We start from the raw sequence: 18,177 nt of genomic DNA on the forward strand, positions 1-18,177 counted from the left end.
GATATTCTCAGGGTTCTCAGACTGGAATAGTCAAACAGGCGGTTACACCAGCACCGGTGTTGGCAGAGACCGACAGGCTGGCGCGCTCGCCATACAAAGTGTGCAGCCGGGTACGTACGCTGGACAACCCGACTCCGCCATGCACGTGGGTGCTTACTCCCAGTCCAACCCCGGTATCGATCACGCTTAATATCAGTTGTGCGCCTTCACGCCGCGCACTCACGGTAATGCTGCCGCCCTCGACAGCAGGTTCAATACCATGCAGCAAGGCATTCTCAACCAAGGGTTGCAGCAACAAGGGGGGCAAGACCAGATCGCGCAGCGTGGCGGCGACGTCGATGCGGTATTGCAGGCGTTCACCCAGACGGATCGCGGCAATGGACAAGAGTGCCTCGATCAGCGTCAGCTCTTCTTGCAGCAAAGACTGGGGTTTGCGGGTCCGTGAGAGGCTGGCTCGCAAATAGCGGTTGAGGTGATCCAGCATCTGCGCAGCGCGATCTGGATCACGGCTGATCAGGCTTTGTACGTTGGCCAGGGTATTGAACAGAAAATGCGGCTCGATCTGCGCTTGCAACATCGCTAGCCGCGCTGCGGTTTCTGATTGGCGCAATTCGGCCGCGCGGCGCTTTTCGGTTTCCAGTGCGGTCCGCATACGCATGGACTGAAACAAAATGGTGACCAGTGCACACACCACACTGGCGACGAGGAACGTGGGCAGAAGATGCAACCAGATCCGGCCGGCATCGGGCCCGACCAGAGGAGGCAGCACACCGGTCGTAAGGCCTGTGACCGCCACCCCGATCAGTACGCTCACGGGGGCAATCACCAGGCTGCGTACCACCAGACCCGCCTGACGTCCGCCCCGGGTCATCAAACGGCCAAAGCCCCAGGCGACAAAACCGATGCTGTTGGAGATCAACAGATCAAACCACAGTACGTCTCCGTGACCGCCAAACCAGAAACCCAGGCCGATCAAACTGTTCAGTATGACCAGTGTGATAGCAAACCAGGGCGAGCCGGTGTCAGTCAGACTGGCCCAGCGGCTTGACATGAATGCTGGCGGACGCGGGGCGAGTTGCTCGCTCATTGTGCCGCTCCGGAACCCAGGGTTCGAACGGACATGGACTGTTGACTGCGCACCAGTACATTGATCGCACGACCAGCCGGCATGCCAGCCAGCAAGCCCCACACGCCCAATGAAACCGGGGCAAACAGCGGGGAGGTCATCCAGGTCAGATGCGCAGCCAGAGCGAAATGCAGCACGAATTCAAATCCGAAAGTAAACAGAATGATGATCAGCAAGCTTGGGTCGCCAGGCAAACGCACCCGGCTACCGTCTGCATTGAAAGACAGGCGCCAGCCTTGGGCATGATGCCAGCCAGCGGCCAGGCCGATCGCCCCGGTCATCACCGCGCCAGCCCAACTGGTCGGGGCAGCGTGCGCAAAGAGTGCGGCCATGCTGTTGAACCCGCTGGCGACAATCAGTAGCGGAAACAGCAGCAAACGCTCTGGTTTGACTTCACGTGGCATGCAACGCTTGACGCCAATGTAAATCAGGACCGCGAGGATGACAAAAACATATCCGGGGACGTGTGACATGGTGGGCTCCTTGCTGTGGGGGTAGAAACTGGAACCCAGTGTAGGCACGGCCATGCAGGCTTGATGAGGGTTGCGACAAGACGTCTCAGGCACGGATGAGTTGTCATCCATACTGATGAGTTGCATGGCGGCCCACGCGCGTTTTTTGCTCAGCCCTTTGGCTTGCCGATCTGCTGCCACGCCAGTGCGACACATATCCCCTGCACGATGGCGCCAGACATCATGGCGACACGTAGCCCTGCCGGCCCGCTGCCCGCCACGGTGTAGATCGCACCCAGTATGGCGACACCCAGTGTCGCGCCGGCCATGCGGGCGACATTGATCAACGAAGAGGCTGTGCCCGCGCGTGCCGCACTGACTGCGCCTACTGCTGCGCCCATCAACGGGCCTGTTGCCATGCCCATGCCCACGCCGGTCAAGGCCAGGCCGATCTCATCGGCCAGCAGGTGACCAGCGCCGCTCCCCAAACCGATCATGGCCAGTCCAGTGGCAATCACCACAACCCCGCCGCAGGTTATGCTGCGCACGCCCCAAATACGGGTGCCAGCCCCGGAAAAAGGGGATACCAGCACAAATACGAGCGCCATCGGCATCAAGGCCAGGCCGGCACCCAGCGTGGACAACTGGCCTGTGGCCTGCCAGGTCAGCGGGAGCAGGAACAAAACGGCATACATACCGAAGGTCATGCCCAGAGTGCCTGTTACTGCACCCCGGAAAGCCGCGATGCCAAGGAGATCCAGCGGGACCAGGGCTGCTGCACCGTGGTGTTTTTCAATGCGCACAAACAAGCCGACGGCGAGCAGGCAGACAAAGAGCGCGGCGAGTGCCCAGCGCCAGTGCGCGTGCGCTTCAATCGCGGCAAAAGCCAATGTGGCCAGCGCCAAAGCGCCTGCCAACTGGGCGAAGAGATCGAAATGCCGCGCTTGCGGATCGGCAGACTCGGGGATATGCAGCACCGCCAGTACGACGGCCGCAATACTGAATGGCACGACGGCCAGAAAGATACTGCGCCAGCCCCAATAGTGAATCAGCAAACCGCCCAGGGTGGGGCCGATGGCCAGCGCAACACCGTTACAAGCAGCCCAGATACCCAAGACTCGCCCACGTGTGGCTTGATCGGGCCAGATCACCCGGATCAAAGCGAGCGACGCCGGGATCAGCAATGCAGCGCCCAGCCCTGCCAGCGAACGTCCGGCGATCAGCATTGGCACGTTGGGCGCGACAGAACAGAGTACAGAAGCCAGCGTAAACAGTGCGGCGCCGATGATGAATATCAAACGCCGACCGCGCAGATCCGCCAGCACCCCCCCCGGTGAGTAGCAGGCTGGCGTACAGCAGGTTGTAGCTATCCACCACCCATTGCAGCTGACTGGTGCCAGCGGCCAGCGCAATGCCAATGGCACGAGCAGCCAGGTTGATCACCGCGGTGTCCACTTGGGCCACCAGTACCGCCAGACAAAGCGCCAGCAGCGTCAGGTATTGCAAAGGAGCCCGGGTTTGCTGGCCGGTTTGGGGAACAGAAAAATCGTTCATGCTGGTTAGTCCGCGCGTACAACAAGCGTTCAGTCTATTGGCGCGGACGGCAGGATGCTTCGATGCATAACGAAATGTCAGGGTTGGGCGCCCAAGGTCGCGGGCAATGACAAAGACCTGCGCCAGGCAGGTCTTGTTGATGAGGTTACCGATGGATGGCCCGGGCTTAAACGCCCCGTGCCAGCCAGGGGGGCGGCAGACCCACCTTGGCCCAGTGCGCCTCAAGGCGATCCCAGACTACACCGCGCTCTTCGTCGGTCATCATCACCCATTGTGAAACTTCAACAAACGTGCGGCCGCAACCGCGGCAGACGTCATCACCCATACCGGTTGAGCAGACGGCGATACATGGGGTAGCGGGGCGGGGAGGTTTGTTCATTGGCAGGGCAGGTCTGGCGAAAATCCGGGTTCGACTATCGACGTTGCGATGGGACTGTGTCAAGCCGTAGCCGCCTGGCGTGATTCACGCAGTCGTCATCAAACCGACGCGCGTTTGTCATTTGATCTATGCAATATGCGTCAAACCAACGGCTGGGACTTCGACATGGCGGATCACGCGCTGAAATTCCGCAGTATCTGGATCTCCGACATCCACCTTGGCACCGCAGGCTGCCAAGCCGACTATCTCCTCGATTTTCTCAAAAACACAGAATCCGAATACCTGTACCTGGTTGGCGACATTGTGGATGGCTGGGCCATGAAGCGTTCGTGGTACTGGCAACAAAGCCATAACGATGTGATCCAGAAAGTGCTACGCAAAGCGCGCAAGGGCACCCATGTGATCTACATTCCTGGCAACCACGACGAAGCAGCGCGCCAGTTCCTCGGACTGATGTTTGGTGACATCCGCATTGAAGATGAAGTGGTCCACGAAACCGTGGATGGTCGCAAATTGCTGGTGTTGCATGGCGATCGCTTCGATGGTGTGGTCCAGTGTGCCAAGTGGCTGGCGATTGTCGGCGATCGCCTCTACGGCATTACGTTGCGTCTGAACTACTGGTTCAACCGCCTGCGCGCCCGCATGGGTCTGGGGTATTGGTCCTTGTCGCAATACCTCAAGCACAAGGTCAAAACTGCGGTGAACTTCGTCAGCAGTTTCGAAAACGCGGTCGCACAGGAAGCACGTGAGCGCGGGCTTGATGGCGTGGTTTGTGGCCATATCCACAAAGCAGAAATGCGCGAGATCGACGGCATTCTGTATTGCAACGATGGCGACTGGGTGGAAAGCCTGACCGCGCTGGTGGAATTACCCACGGGCGAGTTGCGCATCGTGACCTGGCAAAAATACTTCGAAGAACAATCCGCCCAGATTGCGGCGCTGGCTGCACCAGCACCCAATGCGCTGGGTCTGCAAGGGGCTGCTGCATGAAAATCCTGATTGTGACCGACGCCTGGGAACCCCAGGTGAATGGCGTAGTGCGTACACTCAAGCAAACACGTGCCGAACTGATCAAGATGGGTCATACCGTCGAGTTGATTACCCCGCAGCAGTTTCGTACGTTTCCGTGCCCGACCTATCCGGAAATCCGCCTTTCCTGGCGGCCGGGCAAGAAGATTGCCCAGCACATCGAAACCTTCAAGCCTGATGCAATCCATATTGCGACCGAAGGCCCGCTGGGCATGGCAACGCGGCGTTATTGCATTAACCACAAACTGCCGTTTACCACTGCCTATCACTCGCGCTTCCCTGAATATGTGCAACTGCGCTTCGGGATTCCAGTGTCCTGGACCTACGGTTTTCTGGCCCGTTTCCACAATGCGGCCGAAGCCGTCATGGTGCCAACCCGCGTGGTGGTCGATGACTTGCAGGCGCGCGGATTCAAAAATGTGGTGATGTGGTCGCGCGGGGTGGATCTGGATATCTTCAAACCGGGTGATCGGGAGCGCCTGCAAACCCGTCGTCCGATTTTTGTGTACGTTGGCCGCGTTGCGGTAGAGAAGAACGTTGAAGCCTTCCTGCAACTGGATTTGCCAGGTTCGCGCTGGGTGTGTGGTGATGGCCCGGCCGCCGCGACACTGAAGGCGAAATACGGCGAAGCGCAGGGTGTGCACTGGCTGGGCGTACTTAATCAGAACGAACTGGCCGAGGTCTATAACGCGGCGGATGTGTTCGTGTTTCCATCCCGCACGGATACTTTTGGCCTGGTTTTGCTCGAAGCCATGGCTTGCGGTTGCCCGGTGGCGGCCTACCCGGTTACGGGCCCGATTGACGTCATCGGTACCGATGGTCCTGGGGCCTTGCAGGAAGATCTGGGCAAGGCTTGCCTTGATGCGCTGCGCATTGATCGTGAAGCGGTGCGCAAGCATGCAGAGAAATTCTCATGGGCCGAGGCCAGTCGCCAGTTCCTGACCCATCTGCACCCGTTTACGACTGCAGCACAACAGGAAGTCGCGCTGGTGGTGGAAGGCGCCGGCCAGTAATTGCATCGCGCCGCAGGGGAGTTGCGTCACCTTGAAAGTGCGCAAATCCCCCTCACTTCAACCGGGTTACCTTTCACCGGTTGAAGCCGCATGTTCGGATTTTTGCGTCAGCGTCGCCGCGCCAGTTTTCTGGCAGCCAACCCGATTCCGGACGCGCTATGGCAAACGGCGATCGACTTGCCGCTGTTCATTGGGCTGACCGCTGAAGAGCGTGAGCGCTTGCGCGAACATGCGGCGTGGTTCCTGCATACCAAAACCATCACGCCGTTGCATGAGCTGACGTTGAACGACCAGGCTCGCGTCATTCTGGCTGCCCAGGCCGTGTTGCCAATCATGAATCTGGATTTCGACGCCTATGACGATTGGTCCGAGGTCGTGGTTTATCCCGGGCAGTTTTTGTCGCGCGATCGTTACACCGATCATATCGGCCTCGTCCATGAGTATGAGCAACATCTAGCTGGTCAGGCGCGGCCGGAGGGGCCGGTGTTATTGTCCTGGCTGGATGTCTCGCAATCGCCGTGGCTTGATGGATGGAACGTGGTCATTCATGAACTGGCGCACAAGCTGGATATGCGCAATGGCGATGCCAACGGCCGTCCGCCCTTGCATGCGGGTATGGATGCAGCTGTTTGGAAAGCAGCGTTTTCAGAGGCCTACAACCACCTTCGCCGATTGGCGGACCACGATATGTACAGTCCCATAGACCTGTATGCTGCCGAGTCCCCAGCCGAGTGTTTTGCCGTGTTCAGCGAATATTTCTTCGAAACGCCCCACGCGCTTGTCACGCATTACCCGCGTATCTACGAGCAGCTCAAACAGTTTTACCGCCAGGATCCAGTCAATCGTCTGCCGGCGGTGCGTTATCGCCCCGCGTTTGAACCGCTGGATTTCGGCCCGGTGATCCCGACCCCGGTGCCGGGAGGATGGGCATGAGTGTCGGTGTATTTGCACCAGCGGATAGTGCAGGTGCGCAATGGGCCGCACAGTTTGGTTTGCCGCTGCTCGATGCCGCGCCTGAAACCGGGCATTACCTGGCGTGGGAACGTGAACGGCTGGTGCTGGCCGAAGTGGGCGAGAAAGCGCGCGTTGAAGTTGATCTGATCGAAGGCGCCCAGGCGCACCGACGCAAATTTGGGGGAGGGCGCGGGCAACCCGTTGCCAAAGCGGTTGGCCTCAAGGCTGGCAATACCCCGACGGTGCTGGATGCCACCGCGGGGCTGGGTCGCGATGCCTTTGTGCTGGCCACGCTGGGCTGTACGGTGCATTTGCTGGAGCGCAACCCGGTGGCTTGTGCATTGCTGGCCGATGGTTTGCGGCGTGGTACAGCGGATCCGGACATCGCCCGGATCGTTGGTCGCATGCAACTTGAACAGCATGACGCCCGCCAGTGGTTGCCGGAGCAAGGTCAGCCAGCCAGTTATGATGTCGTGTATCTGGACCCCATGTTTCCGGAGCCAGACAAGCGTGCGCGTGCCAAAAAAGACATGCACGCTTTTCAGACGCTGATCGGTGGCGATACGGATGCGGATGTCTTGCTGGCGCCGGCACGCACTATCGCGCGCCAGCGGGTGGTGGTGAAACGTCCGCGTACTGCGCCGTGGCTGGCCGGAGTGAAACCGGACTTCAGCTTTGATGGAGAAAGCACGCGGTTTGACGCGTACTTGCCATTGCGTGATGCGTGATCAGACTTCGTTGTTGTCTTCAATCAAGCGTTTGTAGCGGTACAGGGTGGCGATGGACACATCCATGTGCCGGGCAATGTCGCGCGTGTTGAGCCCGGCACGCAGGCGCTCGGCAATCTGTCGCATGGCATCGGCATCAAGTTTGGGCCGGCGACCTCGACGTTTACTCAGATGACGGGTATTGCCTGGCCGTTCGGTGCGCAAGTGCCGGATCAGTAACTCCAGCAGCAGGCGTTGCCCGTCAGGTTTGCTGGAATTCAGCAGCGGTGAAGTGATTTCCAGCGTTGCGCCGCGGCGGTCGATCTGTTCGAGCAAAGACAAAAACTGGAAGGCGCTAAAGCCGGTTTGTTTGATGGATTCAATCACCAGGATATCGTGGCTCACCATGCTGGTCAGTGCCATCGACAATTGTCTGCGCGAGTGTGGTCCCTGATCGACAAAGACGGCCTGGCAATTGAGCTTTTGCATCATGTGGCGGCGCAACTGGTCCATATCCACATCCCCGTTGTACGGCAGATATCCGATTCTCACTTGCCTGCTCCCCTTGGCGTAAACCGGCGCGGCCTAGAGCGGCACCCTGGTCAGCCGCTTAAGTTATCGGGCGAGTAAATTACGATCCATGGGATTCATCTTAAATTCGCATAAGCGAAGTCCAGATTATTGCAAATAGAACCTTTTTTAACCTTTTGGCGGTCTCCCAGGCGTGTTGCCATGCAGCGTGACGCAATACCACTGCGTATAATTCAGCACATGTTTGCGTGCAGCCGGATGCACGCGAGTTTGGGCAAGGGATACGAATGGCGCGTTACGTAATCGGAGACATCCAAGGCTGTTTTGAAGAATTGACCCTGTTGCTGGACAAGCTGGCGTTTGATGCTGGCCGCGACCGCCTCTGGCTGGTCGGGGATCTCGTCAACCGTGGTCCACAGTCACTGGACGTCCTGCGCTGGGTGATGGGGCAGGGTGGTGCGGTGCAAACAGTGCTGGGCAATCATGACTTGCATCTGTTGGCGGTGGCTGCCGGCATTGCCAAACGCAAGGCGGGCGATACGCTGGACGCGATCCTGGATCACCCGCAGTGTGCAGCGTTTTGTGAATGGTTGCGGTACCAGCCGCTCATGATCGACCTGGGTGATGCGTTACTTGTGCATGCAGGGGTCTGGCCTGGCTGGAGCAAGGAAAAAGCGCTCGAAGCCGCCGCTGCGGTAGAAGCAACCTTGCGTGGTGAGCAATGGAAGGCGTTTATCGAAGACATGTACGGTAGCCAGCCTGCTCATTGGAACGACGCCAAAAACAAGACTGAACGCCTGCGGTTTACGGTGAATGCGTGTACGCGTATGCGGTTTGTCGACAAAGACTTCAACTTGCAGCTCAAGTTCAAGGGTGAACTGGAACAGGCTCCCGCAGGATTGCAACCCTGGTTTAGTGTGCAAGGCCGCAAGCGTACGCAGCGGGTGGTATGCGGACACTGGTCGGCGTTGGGTCTGCGGATGAATGATGAGGTCTGGGCGACAGATACAGGCTGCATCTGGGGTGGTCAGCTTACTGCGGTGAACCTGGACACCGCCGAGATCACTCAGCAGCCGGCGTTGCGCAGTTATCAGGATGTGGCGGCTGAATAAGTTGTGGCTGGCGCTCCACGCGCAGCATACAAAAGGCCGGCGATCTCCAAAAGATTGCCGGCCTTTTTCATTAATCTCTGGATGGCGTGGGGCGATTAAACCGGGATATGACGCCCGGCCAGGGTGTCCTGCAGTTCGTCTGATGCTGCTTCTGCACAGGATTCTGCTGGTGAGCAATTGGCAGGGCTGACCGGCGCAAAGAGCGCTTCGCAGTTGCCATCGCCTTCATTCAGGGCACGATGTGCGGCCGAGATCCGTGACTCGACAAACTGGGTCAGGTGCCGGCGGTCTGCATGATCTGCCGGAAACGGTGCCAGGAAATTGATCTCGGCATGTAGACCGCGCGCGCCCAGAATCTGCCACAGCGAACTGACAATCGACATATCGTCGATATACGCCGGAATCGGATTGTAGTTGCCGTCTGCATCCGTATAACGCAAATACACGGGCTGAATGGTGGCACGGCTATCCAGCGCGGCCTGCATCAAGGATGACCGGAACGGCAGAATGCGCGAACCGTCCGAAGTGGTGCCTTCCGGGAACACGGCAACGCAGTGTTCAGACTGCAAAGCTTCGATCATTGCGTTGTTGACGCGATGCGCATCGCGCTTTTTCTCGCGCTCAATGAACAAGGTGCCGGTGTGGCAGCATAGACGACCAATGAGCGGCCACTCCCGGATTTCGGACTTGGCGACAAAGCGCGAGACCGTAACCGCATTCAGGATGAAGATATCCAACCAGGAAATGTGGTTGGACAATAGCAGGTGATTGGGTGGGTAGCGGCCAGGTGCAATACCTTGCACGCGTACCGTAATGCCCAGAATCTGCGCCAGCCGCATCGACCACCAGTGGGTGTAATCAATGCGCTCTTCCTGGCTCAGACGCGGAAAACGCACGGCACCGGCGTACAGCGCACGTGTCAGGTGCAAGGCAAAGCGGGAAAGGCGGCTGATACGCAGCGCGGTACGGGTAAGCGACATGGCATTCGATACAGTGGGACGCACTTCCTTGTGTGACCTCAATATTCTGAGGAAAAAAGCCGTCCCAACTGTTTCAATTCTGATAAAAGACAAGTCCAGTGTAGCTGCTTGTGTCTGCTGTCGAAATGGTCATATTACAGACTGTCTCGCACAGACGACGAAACCGTGATCAACGCATGAAATGGCGCGCGTAACGATCGTCAACCTGGTGCATAGACAGCAGCAGGAACAGGTCAGCGGTGTTGAAATCAGGGTCCCAGGCCGGAGTGCCACACAGTTGGGCACCAGCGCGCAGATAACCCTTGATCAATGCCGGGATTTCGACGTCCAGCTTCTGGTTCAGTGCTGCCAGCGGCAGCGGGCAGCGTGGGAATACGCGCCATTCCACCGGGCCCATCGCCGTCTCAGCCAGTTTGTTGTAGATACTGGCCGCAGTGTGACCACCATCGGCCAGCGACACGCTGGCGCAACCGACGAGGTAGCGGTAGTTGCGTTCACGCATATAAGCCGCCAGACCACTCCACAGCAGCGTGATGGTCGCGCCCGTGCGGTAATCCGGATGCACGCAGGAACGACCAATCTCAACGATCTGCGAGCGGATATGCGACAAGCGGGTCAGATCAAATTCGGTATCGGAGTAATAGCTGCCCAGTTTCTGGGCTTGATGCGGCGGCAAGATGCGATACGTGCCAACGACTTCACCAGTATCTTCGTTTTGCACCAGCAGATGGTCGCAATACGCGTCAAACAGATCTTGATCGAGACCGGCCTCGCGAGAGTGAATGCGGGCGCCCATTTCGTCGGCAAATACGCGGTAGCGCAAGGCTTGTGCTGCGCGAACCGCATCTTCATGCTGTGCCAGCGTCACAGTCAGGCGACGCTTTTTGGTGGCCGGTGCGGTATTTTGAGTCTGGAGCATCATTTCCCTCCTGTGGGTATGGAGAGAAATTAAGCGGAACGCGTGACCATGCAATGACGGTTTATTGAAGAAACCGTGACGCCAGGATGGCCGAATTATGACAGTGGCGGCGGGGCCGATTCGTCGAACGGATCTTGCTCGATCGGAACGCGATAGTTCTCGGCGGCCCAGCAGCCCAGGTCAATCAGCCGGCAGCGCTCGCAGCAGAAAGGACGGAAGGGATTGTCGGCCGAATACTCACTCTGCTTTTTGCACGAAGGGCAGGTGACGAGCCGTGATTTACTTTGTGTCATGGGTGTTTCTATCTGTTCGCAGCGAGATTGCGCGAATATGCATCTGTTGTTACAACGTTACAGATTGCAGTAGCTCAGGGCAAATTCAATATCCGCTTCGACCACTTTGGTTCGGTCACCCGAAGTGGATGGCTGGATAAAGCGCACATTGATCGCATATCGGTTGGCCGAGAGTTCCGGCACTACGGGCAGGTCAGACGGCAGGGTCACACGCAGCATCTGGATGGTTTTGCCACCAGACATCTGCTGGAATGACCCCTGGCGTGCCGTAAAGTGCGACACCTTGGCCGAATCGCGCAGCAGACGCAGTACGATCTGGATGCCATGACGGATCGGCATCAGTGGCGACAGCCAGCGCTCCAGATCGGCCTTGCGGCGCTCCGGCGCCTGCTGGCGCCAGTAATGGTAAGAAGGCAGGTCGAACTCGCAAGCTCCACCGGGAATGGCCAGACGCTGCTTGATCGCCATCAGCCACTCGTTCTCACGCAGGTACTGCCCCACCTTGCCGGTCATCTGCAACAGCTGACCGTGGGTGTCTTCTATGTCAGAAAGTACCCGTTCCAGCGCTTCTTCCGAAATATGCGGATTGTGGCGTAAAGCCGACAACGATTGCCGTTGACGCTCCAGTTCCTGCAACAGATCGGATTTCAGATCGGCCCGACTGGCCACTTCCATGATTTCGAACAACCCTATGAGTGCCATGTGATGGTCAAGCGGATGCTCCCGCGCAGCCAGCGTGGTAGTCCGGTCGTAGATGTCTTCCAGACGCAGCAGGGTGCGAATCCGCTCGTTAATGGGAAATTCGTAGCTAATCACAGTGTGCCGGGCAGGTAGGGGAGGCAAAGATGATCAATTTTGCAGCAAGCCAGGACGTTTGAAAACCCGTCTGTAAGTTTGCGAGTGCCAATTTCACACATGTTGCGCCTGATTGAGCGTTCTTGCTGCTAACCATAGGCGAAAAAAAGCGGCGGTGCCCGATTGTATCCGTCAGTCGACCCCGAAAATGGTATGAAATTGCCTGACCTGACAGGTCAGTGCTTCGAGTGTGCTGCCGTTATCGATCACAGCATCGGCCCGGGCAAGACGTTCTTCGCGCGAAAGTTGTGCCGCAAGCAATTGATCTATGACCTGTTCCGTCAGCCCGCGTGCGGCCAGACGAGCCCGTTGTTGATCAGCCGGACAGTCCACTGCCAGGGTGGTTTCTACCAAGGGCAGAAAATTGCCCGTTTCAAACAGCAGTGGTACGACCAGCAATGTGTAGTCGTGCAGGCCTTCCAGTGCCTTTAGCTGTTCTTTCGCTGAGGCCAGAATGCGGGGGTGGAAAATACCCTCCAGCCGCGCGCGCGCGGCTGGATCTGCAAACACCAGCTCCCGCATGCGCGCGCGATCCATGGTGCCGTCGGCAGTGATGAAATCAGCCCCGAAGACCTCACGGACATCATCCAGTGCTGCCGAGGGGGGGCGAGACAGTGCATGTGCAATGTCATCGGTATCAATTATACCGGCACCAAGTTCGGCAAACAGGCGTGCTGCCGTGGATTTACCACTGCCCGCTCCACCAGTCAGACCGATTACCCGCATGATGATTTTCCGCTCAGAAGAGAAGATCGCCGAATAGTAACCCTTGTAACTGCGGCCCCCAGATCAGCATGATCCAGCCAGCCACTGCCAGGTAAGGGCCGAATGGCATGGGTTTGCCGAACCCGCGTTTTGCGGCCAGGACAAGGATCACGCCCAGCAAGGCACCGGCCACAGACGATAGCAGGATGATGATCGGCAAGCTTTGCCAGCCAAACCATGCGCCCAGTGCCGCCAGCAATTTGAAATCTCCGTAGCCCATGCCTTCCTTGCCCGTCGCCAGCTTGAACAGCCAGAACACGGTCCAGAGCACCAGATATCCTGCAGCAGCACCGACCACGGCGGACGGTAGACTGGTGAAGCCGTGACTGCCCAGATTGAACAGCATGCCAGCCCACATCAAAGGCAGGGTGATACTGTCCGGCAACAGGTAAGTATCGGCATCGATGAAAAACAACGCGATCAACGCCCAGGTGACGATGATCCCGGCCAGAGCATGAGGGCCAAAGCCCAGATGCATGCCCGTCCAGGCACTCATCAGTCCGGTCAGTAATTCAACCGCCGGGTAACGGATACTGATGGGGCTGCGACAGCCGCGACACTTGCCACCCAATGCCAGCCAACTGAGCAACGGGATGTTTTCCAGTGCCGTGATCTGATGCCCACAGGTGGGGCAAGCCGAACGCGGTACAACCAGGTTGTAACGCGTAGCGGGCTGCGGGAGGGGCTCTTCTGGTGGCAGGTCGATGGCAGCGCATTCCTGGCGGAACTGCGTTTCGATCATTTTAGGCAGGCGGTGAATCACCACATTAAGAAAGCTGCCGACCAGCAAACCCAGAAGCAAACAAAACCCGCCGAACAGCAGCGGGTTTTGTGAGAACAGCAAAGCGTATTCCTGCATTAGCCGACCGCCTGACCCATTTTGAAAATGGGCAGATACATCGCCACAACAAGGCCACCGATCAAAGTGCCCAGCACGACCATGATGACTGGCTCCATCAGGCTGGACAGCGCTTCTACCGCGTTATCCACTTCTTCTTCGTAGTAGTCTGCGACCTTGCCGAGCATGGAATCCAGCGAGCCCGATTCTTCACCAATGGCGGTCATCTGCAACACCATGTTGGGGAACACATTCACGTTCTGCATGGCCGACGTCAAGCTGGTACCTGTTGCCACTTCAGTCTGGATCTTGCGAGTGGCCTGGCGGTAGATATAGTTGCCCGCAGCGCCGCCCACGGATTCCAGCGACTCCACCAGCGGGACGCCCGCCGCAAACATGGTCGACAACGTACGGCTCCAGCGCGCAAGCACTGAGTTACGCATGATTTCGCCCAGGATCGGCAATTTGAGAACCCAGCGGTCAATGGCAATCTGAACAGTTTCGGAGCGTGCCCACAGGCGTCTGAAGCCCCAAACGCCACCAAAAATGATGCCAAAGATCAGCCACCAATAGTGCACAAAGTAATCAGAGATCGCCATCACCAACAGTGTCGGACCGGGAAGGTCGGCTCCAAAGCTGGAGAACAAGTCCTTGAAGGCCGGAATCACGAAAATCATGATCACGGCCGTGATGATGAAGGCCGCCACGATCACCGCCGTCGGATAAAACATGGCGGATTTGATCTTCTTTTTCACCGACAGCATTTTTTCCTTGTACGTTGCCAGACGGGCCAGCAGCGTATCCAGAATACCGGCTTGTTCACCGGCCTGGATCAGGTTGCAATACAAGGTGTCGAAATACTTGGGGTGCTTGCGGAATGCTTGCGTCATGGACGACCCTGCTTCGATATCAGCCTTGATATCGAGCAAGAGCTTGGTCACTGACGGATTGCTGTGGCCCTTGGCCACGATATCAAACGACAACAGCAATGGCACGCCCGACTTGAGCATGGTCGAAAGCTGCCGGGTGAACATGGTGATGTCTTCATCCGTGATCCGCTTGCCACTACCCACGCGTTGACGCTTGACGCGAATGACATTGATGCCCTGCCGGCGAAGGTGCGTCTTGATGACGGCCTCGCCACTGGCGCGGCTTTCGCCCTTGATGATTTTGCCGTTGCGATCCTTGCCTTCCCAGCTATAGGTGTATTCCTTGACCTTGAGCTGCTGCTGCCTGGATGACGGTCGGGCAGTACTTGTCGCCATTGAATGGTCCCCTTGCGGCGCGCCGGCGCGCCTTTGTTTTGCCGCGTTTGCGATTATTCGTTGGTGATCGCCATGATTTCTTCAAGCGAAGTCACACCGAGCTTGACTTTGATCAGGCCGGATCTGCGCAGATCACGCACGCCTTCACGTTGTGCCTGGTCTGCAATATCGATCGCCGTGCCATTTTTCATAATGATACGGTTCATTTCGTCAGAGATCGGCATGACCTGATAAATGCCCACGCGGCCCTTATAGCCGGTACCTTTACAGATGTCACAACCCACAGGTTTGTAGGGTGTCCAGCTGCCATCGAGGTCCGCCTCGGTAAAACCGGCATCCAGTAACGCCTCATGCGGGATGTCCACCGGCTGCTTGCAACTCGCGCACAAACGACGCCCCAGACGCTGTGCGGTAATCAGAATCACCGATGAAGCGACGTTGAACGGCGCGACGCCCATGTTCAACATTCGTGTCAGCGTGGTCGGTGCATCGTTGGTGTGCAGGGTGGAGAACACCATGTGACCGGTTTGCGCTGCCTTGATCGCAATGTCAGCGGTTTCCAGGTCACGGATTTCACCCACCATGATGATGTCCGGATCTTGCCGCAGGAATGCTTTGAGGGCGACAGCAAAGGTCAGGCCGGCCTTTTCATTCACGTTGACCTGATTGACCCCCGCGAGGTTGATTTCAGCAGGATCTTCGGCCGTGGAAATGTTGGTGCCTGGCTGGTTCAGGATGTTCAGGCAGGTATACAGGGACACGGTTTTGCCGGAGCCGGTCGGGCCCGTGACCAACACCATGCCGTAAGGCCGGCTGATGGCATGCATCAGGGCTTCTTTCTGATCCGGATCGTAACCCAGCGCATCGATACCCAGGGTGGCGGACGATGGATCAAGAATACGGATACAAATCTTTTCGCCGTGCAGCGTTGGCAGTGTAGACACCCGGAAATCGATGGCTCGGGTACGAGACAACACCAGTTTCATCCGGCCGTCCTGCGGGACGCGCTTTTCGGAGATATCGAGCTTGGAAATCACCTTGATCCGTGAGGCGATCTTTTCCTTGATGGCCAAGGGCGGCTGCGCGACTTCACGCAAGATACCGTCCTGACGATAACGGATACGATAGAACTTCTCGTAGGGCTCGAAGTGAATGTCGGAGGCTTCCGCCTTGATGGCGTCCAGCAGGATTTTCTGGATGTATTTGACGACAGGGGCGTCGTCTACATCGACCGTGCTGACTTCTTGCTGCTGTTCTTCTTCCCCGCCCTGCAGGTCAAGATCGGATTCATTGACCTGCAGTTCCTTGATGCTGGCGCCGGACGCTTCAATCAGCTTGGCCTGTAACGTCAGCAGCTTGCCGTCTTCGACAATAATCGGTTCGATCTGCTGGCCAGTCTGAAAGCGTACTTCTTCCAGTGCCTGCAGATTGGTGATGTCCGAAATGCCAATGAACAGCCGCGTACCGCGCTTGTAGAGCGGCACGATACGCTGGGCTGTCATCAACTTGGGGTCAAGCACGCCTTGCGGAATGTAGGTGTCGTCGATCTGTTCCAGATCAAGCAGCGGATAGCCGAAAGCCTGTGAGGAAAACTCGGCAATTTCCTTGCCGGTCATTTTCCGGCTCTGGATCAATTGTTCGATAAACGACGTTTTGCCATCGCTGGCGGCGACGTGGACGGCTTCGATATCGGCTTCAGCCAGTCGCCCGTGCTGAACCAGCAAACGCGCCAGGCCGGAAATGGGGGCAGTAGTGGTAGACATGATCGCCGTATTCAATTCATGCAGGTTTCGACCAACGCCAGAATCGGTGCGCGCTATTGTCGTTCCGGGTTTAAAACAAATCCATTTTTGTCAGTCTGCAGACAGACAAAAACGTCAGGGATTGCAATTGCGCCAAGGGCCGGGTTCTGGCGGCCATTAACCAGTCTAGCAAAGACAATGGCGTATTGTGCGTATTCTGAGCCTTTCGGCAAGCCACCGAAACGCGGCGCTAAACGGTGTCGCGCTTTCGGCACAAATATGCGTGCGCTGGAGTATTGTCCGGATTGCTGACAATGATCAATGCACGGCGGCCTGCGGATACAAACGAATTACTTTGATACTTCTATCCTGCGTCTGGACAATTTCCAGTCTTTCGCCAGCAATGGTAAGGCATGTGCCGGCATCCGGAATATCTTCGAAATATTCCAGCACCAGACCATTGAGGGTCTTGGGGCCATCCAGCGGGAAATTACGTTTGAGCTTGCGGTTCAGCTCGCGCAGGCTCATCGAGCCATCCAGCAAATAACTGCCATCGGATTGTTTTTCGAGGCGTGACCCGGCAGACGGAGCATTGGTGGTGAATTCGCCAATAATCTGCTCAAGGATATCTTCCAGCGTTACCAGTCCGCGCAATTCCCCGTACTCATCAACCACCAGGCCGATACGGCGGCGGTTTTCCTGGAAATTCTGTAATTGGGTAAAGAGTGGCGTGCCTGATGGAATGAAATACGGAGGCCTGATCAACGTGCGCAGCGTATCGCCCGTGAGTTCATCTTCGCTCAGCGATAGTGCTTTGCGGGTATGCAAAATACCCACCATGTTGTCCGGATTATCTTCAAAGACCGGTAATCGCGTGTGATGGCAGGTATAGAGTTGGCGGGCCAGCTCTTCTTGCTCTGCAGCCAGATCCAGCCCTTCGATCTGATGGCGCGGCGTCATCACGTCATCCACCGTGATATTGGTCAATTCGAACAGGTTGACCAGAATGGCGTGATGTTTTTTCTCCATGAACCGGCCAGATTCAAGGACCAGCATGCGCAGTTCTTCCGGGCTCAGGCTGCCGTGATCATGTTTTTTGCCCTGCAGATGCAAAATCCGCAGCATGCCGTGTACAAACAGATTGATGAACCACACCGCTGGATAAAAGACACGCAGCATGACTGTGAGCGGATAGCTGGCCAGCAGGGCAGATCGATCCGGGTGGGTTGCCGCGATCACCTTGGGCGTTGCTTCCGAGAATACAAGGATGGCAAAGGCCACCAGCAAGGTGGCAGCGCCTAGCGCGAAATGATTGTCAGCGAACAGGCGGGTGGTGATCAGGGTGGCCAGCGTCGCCGTGGCTGTATTGATGAGTGTATTGCCCAGCAAAATGACGCCGAGTAAACGATCTGTGTGTTCCAGAAGTTTAAGCGTTAACTGGGCGCCGCGGTTTTCCTGTTGGGCGAGAGCCTTAAGGCGAAAACGATTTACCGCCATCATGGCGGTTTCAGAGGCGGAGAAGAAGGCAGAACTGAACAGGCAGACGATCAGTGCAATGATCAACTCACCTGAAGGGATGTCGTCCAAGGCGGCATTCCACAATGGTAATGGGACAGATTATAGCAGCGCCGGCATGGCGGGCGTTGTACGGATCAATGCAAAC

The 18,177-nt window shown here is 57.4% G+C and carries 19 protein-coding genes; 5 read left to right on the forward strand and 14 right to left on the reverse strand.

Features of this window, described 5'->3' with window-relative positions:
- Positions 1 to 16: 16 nt before the first annotated feature.
- The 4 genes from IEX44_RS13530 to IEX44_RS13545 form a co-directional block, all read right to left on the reverse strand.
- Positions 17 to 1,087, reverse strand: coding sequence for a sensor histidine kinase (locus IEX44_RS13530; protein WP_229679115.1), 1,071 nt, complete (start codon positions 1,085 to 1,087; stop codon positions 17 to 19).
- Entirely contained in the window at positions 1,084 to 1,599 is a 516-nt protein-coding gene (locus IEX44_RS13535; protein WP_229679117.1) for a hypothetical protein, read from the reverse strand. Before IEX44_RS13535 ends, IEX44_RS13530 begins: the two co-directional genes overlap by 4 nt.
- A gap of 149 nt (positions 1,600 to 1,748) precedes the next feature.
- Positions 1,749 to 3,002 carry an MFS transporter gene (locus tag IEX44_RS13540; RefSeq protein WP_308423801.1) on the reverse strand — a complete coding sequence of 418 codons (1,254 nt, stop codon included), beginning with the start codon at positions 3,000 to 3,002 and terminating at the stop codon, positions 1,749 to 1,751.
- Positions 3,003 to 3,298: 296 nt separating this feature from the next.
- Positions 3,299 to 3,511 carry a DUF1289 domain-containing protein gene (locus IEX44_RS13545; RefSeq protein ID WP_188694705.1) on the reverse strand — a complete coding sequence of 71 codons (213 nt, stop codon included), beginning with the start codon at positions 3,509 to 3,511 and terminating at the stop codon, positions 3,299 to 3,301.
- A gap of 48 nt (positions 3,512 to 3,559) precedes the next feature.
- Between IEX44_RS13545 and IEX44_RS13550 the strand changes: the two genes are divergently transcribed.
- The 4 genes from IEX44_RS13550 (at position 3,560) to IEX44_RS13565 (ending at position 7,235) form a co-directional block, all read left to right on the forward strand.
- Positions 3,560 to 4,501, forward strand: a complete 942-nt coding sequence (locus IEX44_RS13550; protein ID WP_229679121.1) for a UDP-2,3-diacylglucosamine diphosphatase — start codon at positions 3,560 to 3,562, stop codon at positions 4,499 to 4,501.
- Positions 4,498 to 5,553 (forward strand): glycosyltransferase family 4 protein, encoded by a 1,056-nt coding sequence (locus IEX44_RS13555; protein WP_188694708.1) that lies wholly within the window; start codon positions 4,498 to 4,500, stop codon positions 5,551 to 5,553. The genes IEX44_RS13550 and IEX44_RS13555 overlap by 4 nt, the downstream gene beginning before the upstream one ends.
- 90 nt (positions 5,554 to 5,643) lie before the next feature.
- Positions 5,644 to 6,486 (forward strand): M90 family metallopeptidase, encoded by an 843-nt coding sequence (locus IEX44_RS13560; RefSeq protein ID WP_188694711.1) that lies wholly within the window; start codon positions 5,644 to 5,646, stop codon positions 6,484 to 6,486.
- Positions 6,483 to 7,235: a class I SAM-dependent methyltransferase gene (locus tag IEX44_RS13565; protein ID WP_229679123.1), complete on the forward strand. Its 753-nt coding sequence runs from the start codon at positions 6,483 to 6,485 to the stop codon at positions 7,233 to 7,235. The genes IEX44_RS13560 and IEX44_RS13565 overlap by 4 nt, the downstream gene beginning before the upstream one ends.
- On the opposite strand, the gene IEX44_RS13570 is transcribed toward IEX44_RS13565, so the two are convergent.
- A complete protein-coding gene (locus tag IEX44_RS13570) occupies positions 7,236 to 7,766 on the reverse strand; it encodes a helix-turn-helix domain-containing protein (RefSeq protein ID WP_188694717.1) in 531 nt (176 codons plus the stop codon). It abuts the gene before it with no gap.
- A gap of 266 nt (positions 7,767 to 8,032) precedes the next feature.
- Between IEX44_RS13570 and IEX44_RS13575 the strand changes: the two genes are divergently transcribed.
- Positions 8,033 to 8,857 (forward strand): symmetrical bis(5'-nucleosyl)-tetraphosphatase, encoded by an 825-nt coding sequence (locus IEX44_RS13575; RefSeq protein WP_188694720.1) that lies wholly within the window; start codon positions 8,033 to 8,035, stop codon positions 8,855 to 8,857.
- Between the two features lie 95 nt (positions 8,858 to 8,952).
- Here the strand turns inward: IEX44_RS13575 and IEX44_RS13580 are convergent, their stop codons facing one another.
- The 9 genes from IEX44_RS13580 to IEX44_RS13620 form a co-directional block, all read right to left on the reverse strand.
- Complete coding sequence (locus tag IEX44_RS13580) at positions 8,953 to 9,837, reverse strand: lysophospholipid acyltransferase family protein (protein ID WP_188694723.1); 885 nt, start codon at positions 9,835 to 9,837, stop codon at positions 8,953 to 8,955.
- 169 nt (positions 9,838 to 10,006) lie between these two features.
- A complete protein-coding gene (locus tag IEX44_RS13585) occupies positions 10,007 to 10,756 on the reverse strand; it encodes a GNAT family N-acetyltransferase (protein ID WP_308423802.1) in 750 nt (249 codons plus the stop codon).
- Between the two features lie 95 nt (positions 10,757 to 10,851).
- Positions 10,852 to 11,049, reverse strand: coding sequence for a DNA gyrase inhibitor YacG (locus IEX44_RS13590; protein WP_188694728.1), 198 nt, complete (start codon positions 11,047 to 11,049; stop codon positions 10,852 to 10,854).
- 57 nt (positions 11,050 to 11,106) lie between these two features.
- Positions 11,107 to 11,865 carry a cell division protein ZapD gene (gene zapD, locus IEX44_RS13595; protein WP_188694733.1) on the reverse strand — a complete coding sequence of 253 codons (759 nt, stop codon included), beginning with the start codon at positions 11,863 to 11,865 and terminating at the stop codon, positions 11,107 to 11,109.
- 171 nt (positions 11,866 to 12,036) lie between these two features.
- On the reverse strand, positions 12,037 to 12,630 hold the full coding sequence (gene coaE / locus IEX44_RS13600) for a dephospho-CoA kinase (RefSeq protein ID WP_188694735.1): 594 nt from the start codon (positions 12,628 to 12,630) through the stop codon (positions 12,037 to 12,039).
- A gap of 13 nt (positions 12,631 to 12,643) precedes the next feature.
- Complete coding sequence (locus IEX44_RS13605) at positions 12,644 to 13,528, reverse strand: prepilin peptidase (protein WP_188694738.1); 885 nt, start codon at positions 13,526 to 13,528, stop codon at positions 12,644 to 12,646.
- Positions 13,528 to 14,772 (reverse strand): type II secretion system F family protein, encoded by a 1,245-nt coding sequence (locus IEX44_RS13610; RefSeq protein ID WP_188694741.1) that lies wholly within the window; start codon positions 14,770 to 14,772, stop codon positions 13,528 to 13,530. The genes IEX44_RS13605 and IEX44_RS13610 overlap by 1 nt, the downstream gene beginning before the upstream one ends.
- 53 nt (positions 14,773 to 14,825) lie before the next feature.
- A complete protein-coding gene (pilB, locus tag IEX44_RS13615; protein WP_308423803.1) occupies positions 14,826 to 16,535 on the reverse strand; it encodes a type IV-A pilus assembly ATPase PilB in 1,710 nt (569 codons plus the stop codon).
- Positions 16,536 to 16,832: 297 nt separating this feature from the next.
- Positions 16,833 to 18,101 carry an HlyC/CorC family transporter gene (locus tag IEX44_RS13620; RefSeq protein WP_188694744.1) on the reverse strand — a complete coding sequence of 423 codons (1,269 nt, stop codon included), beginning with the start codon at positions 18,099 to 18,101 and terminating at the stop codon, positions 16,833 to 16,835.
- Positions 18,102 to 18,177 lie beyond the last annotated feature (76 nt).

Origin of the sequence: Silvimonas amylolytica (genome assembly GCF_014645555.1) — a bacterium.
Classification (GTDB): domain Bacteria; phylum Pseudomonadota; class Gammaproteobacteria; order Burkholderiales; family Chitinibacteraceae; genus Silvimonas; species Silvimonas amylolytica.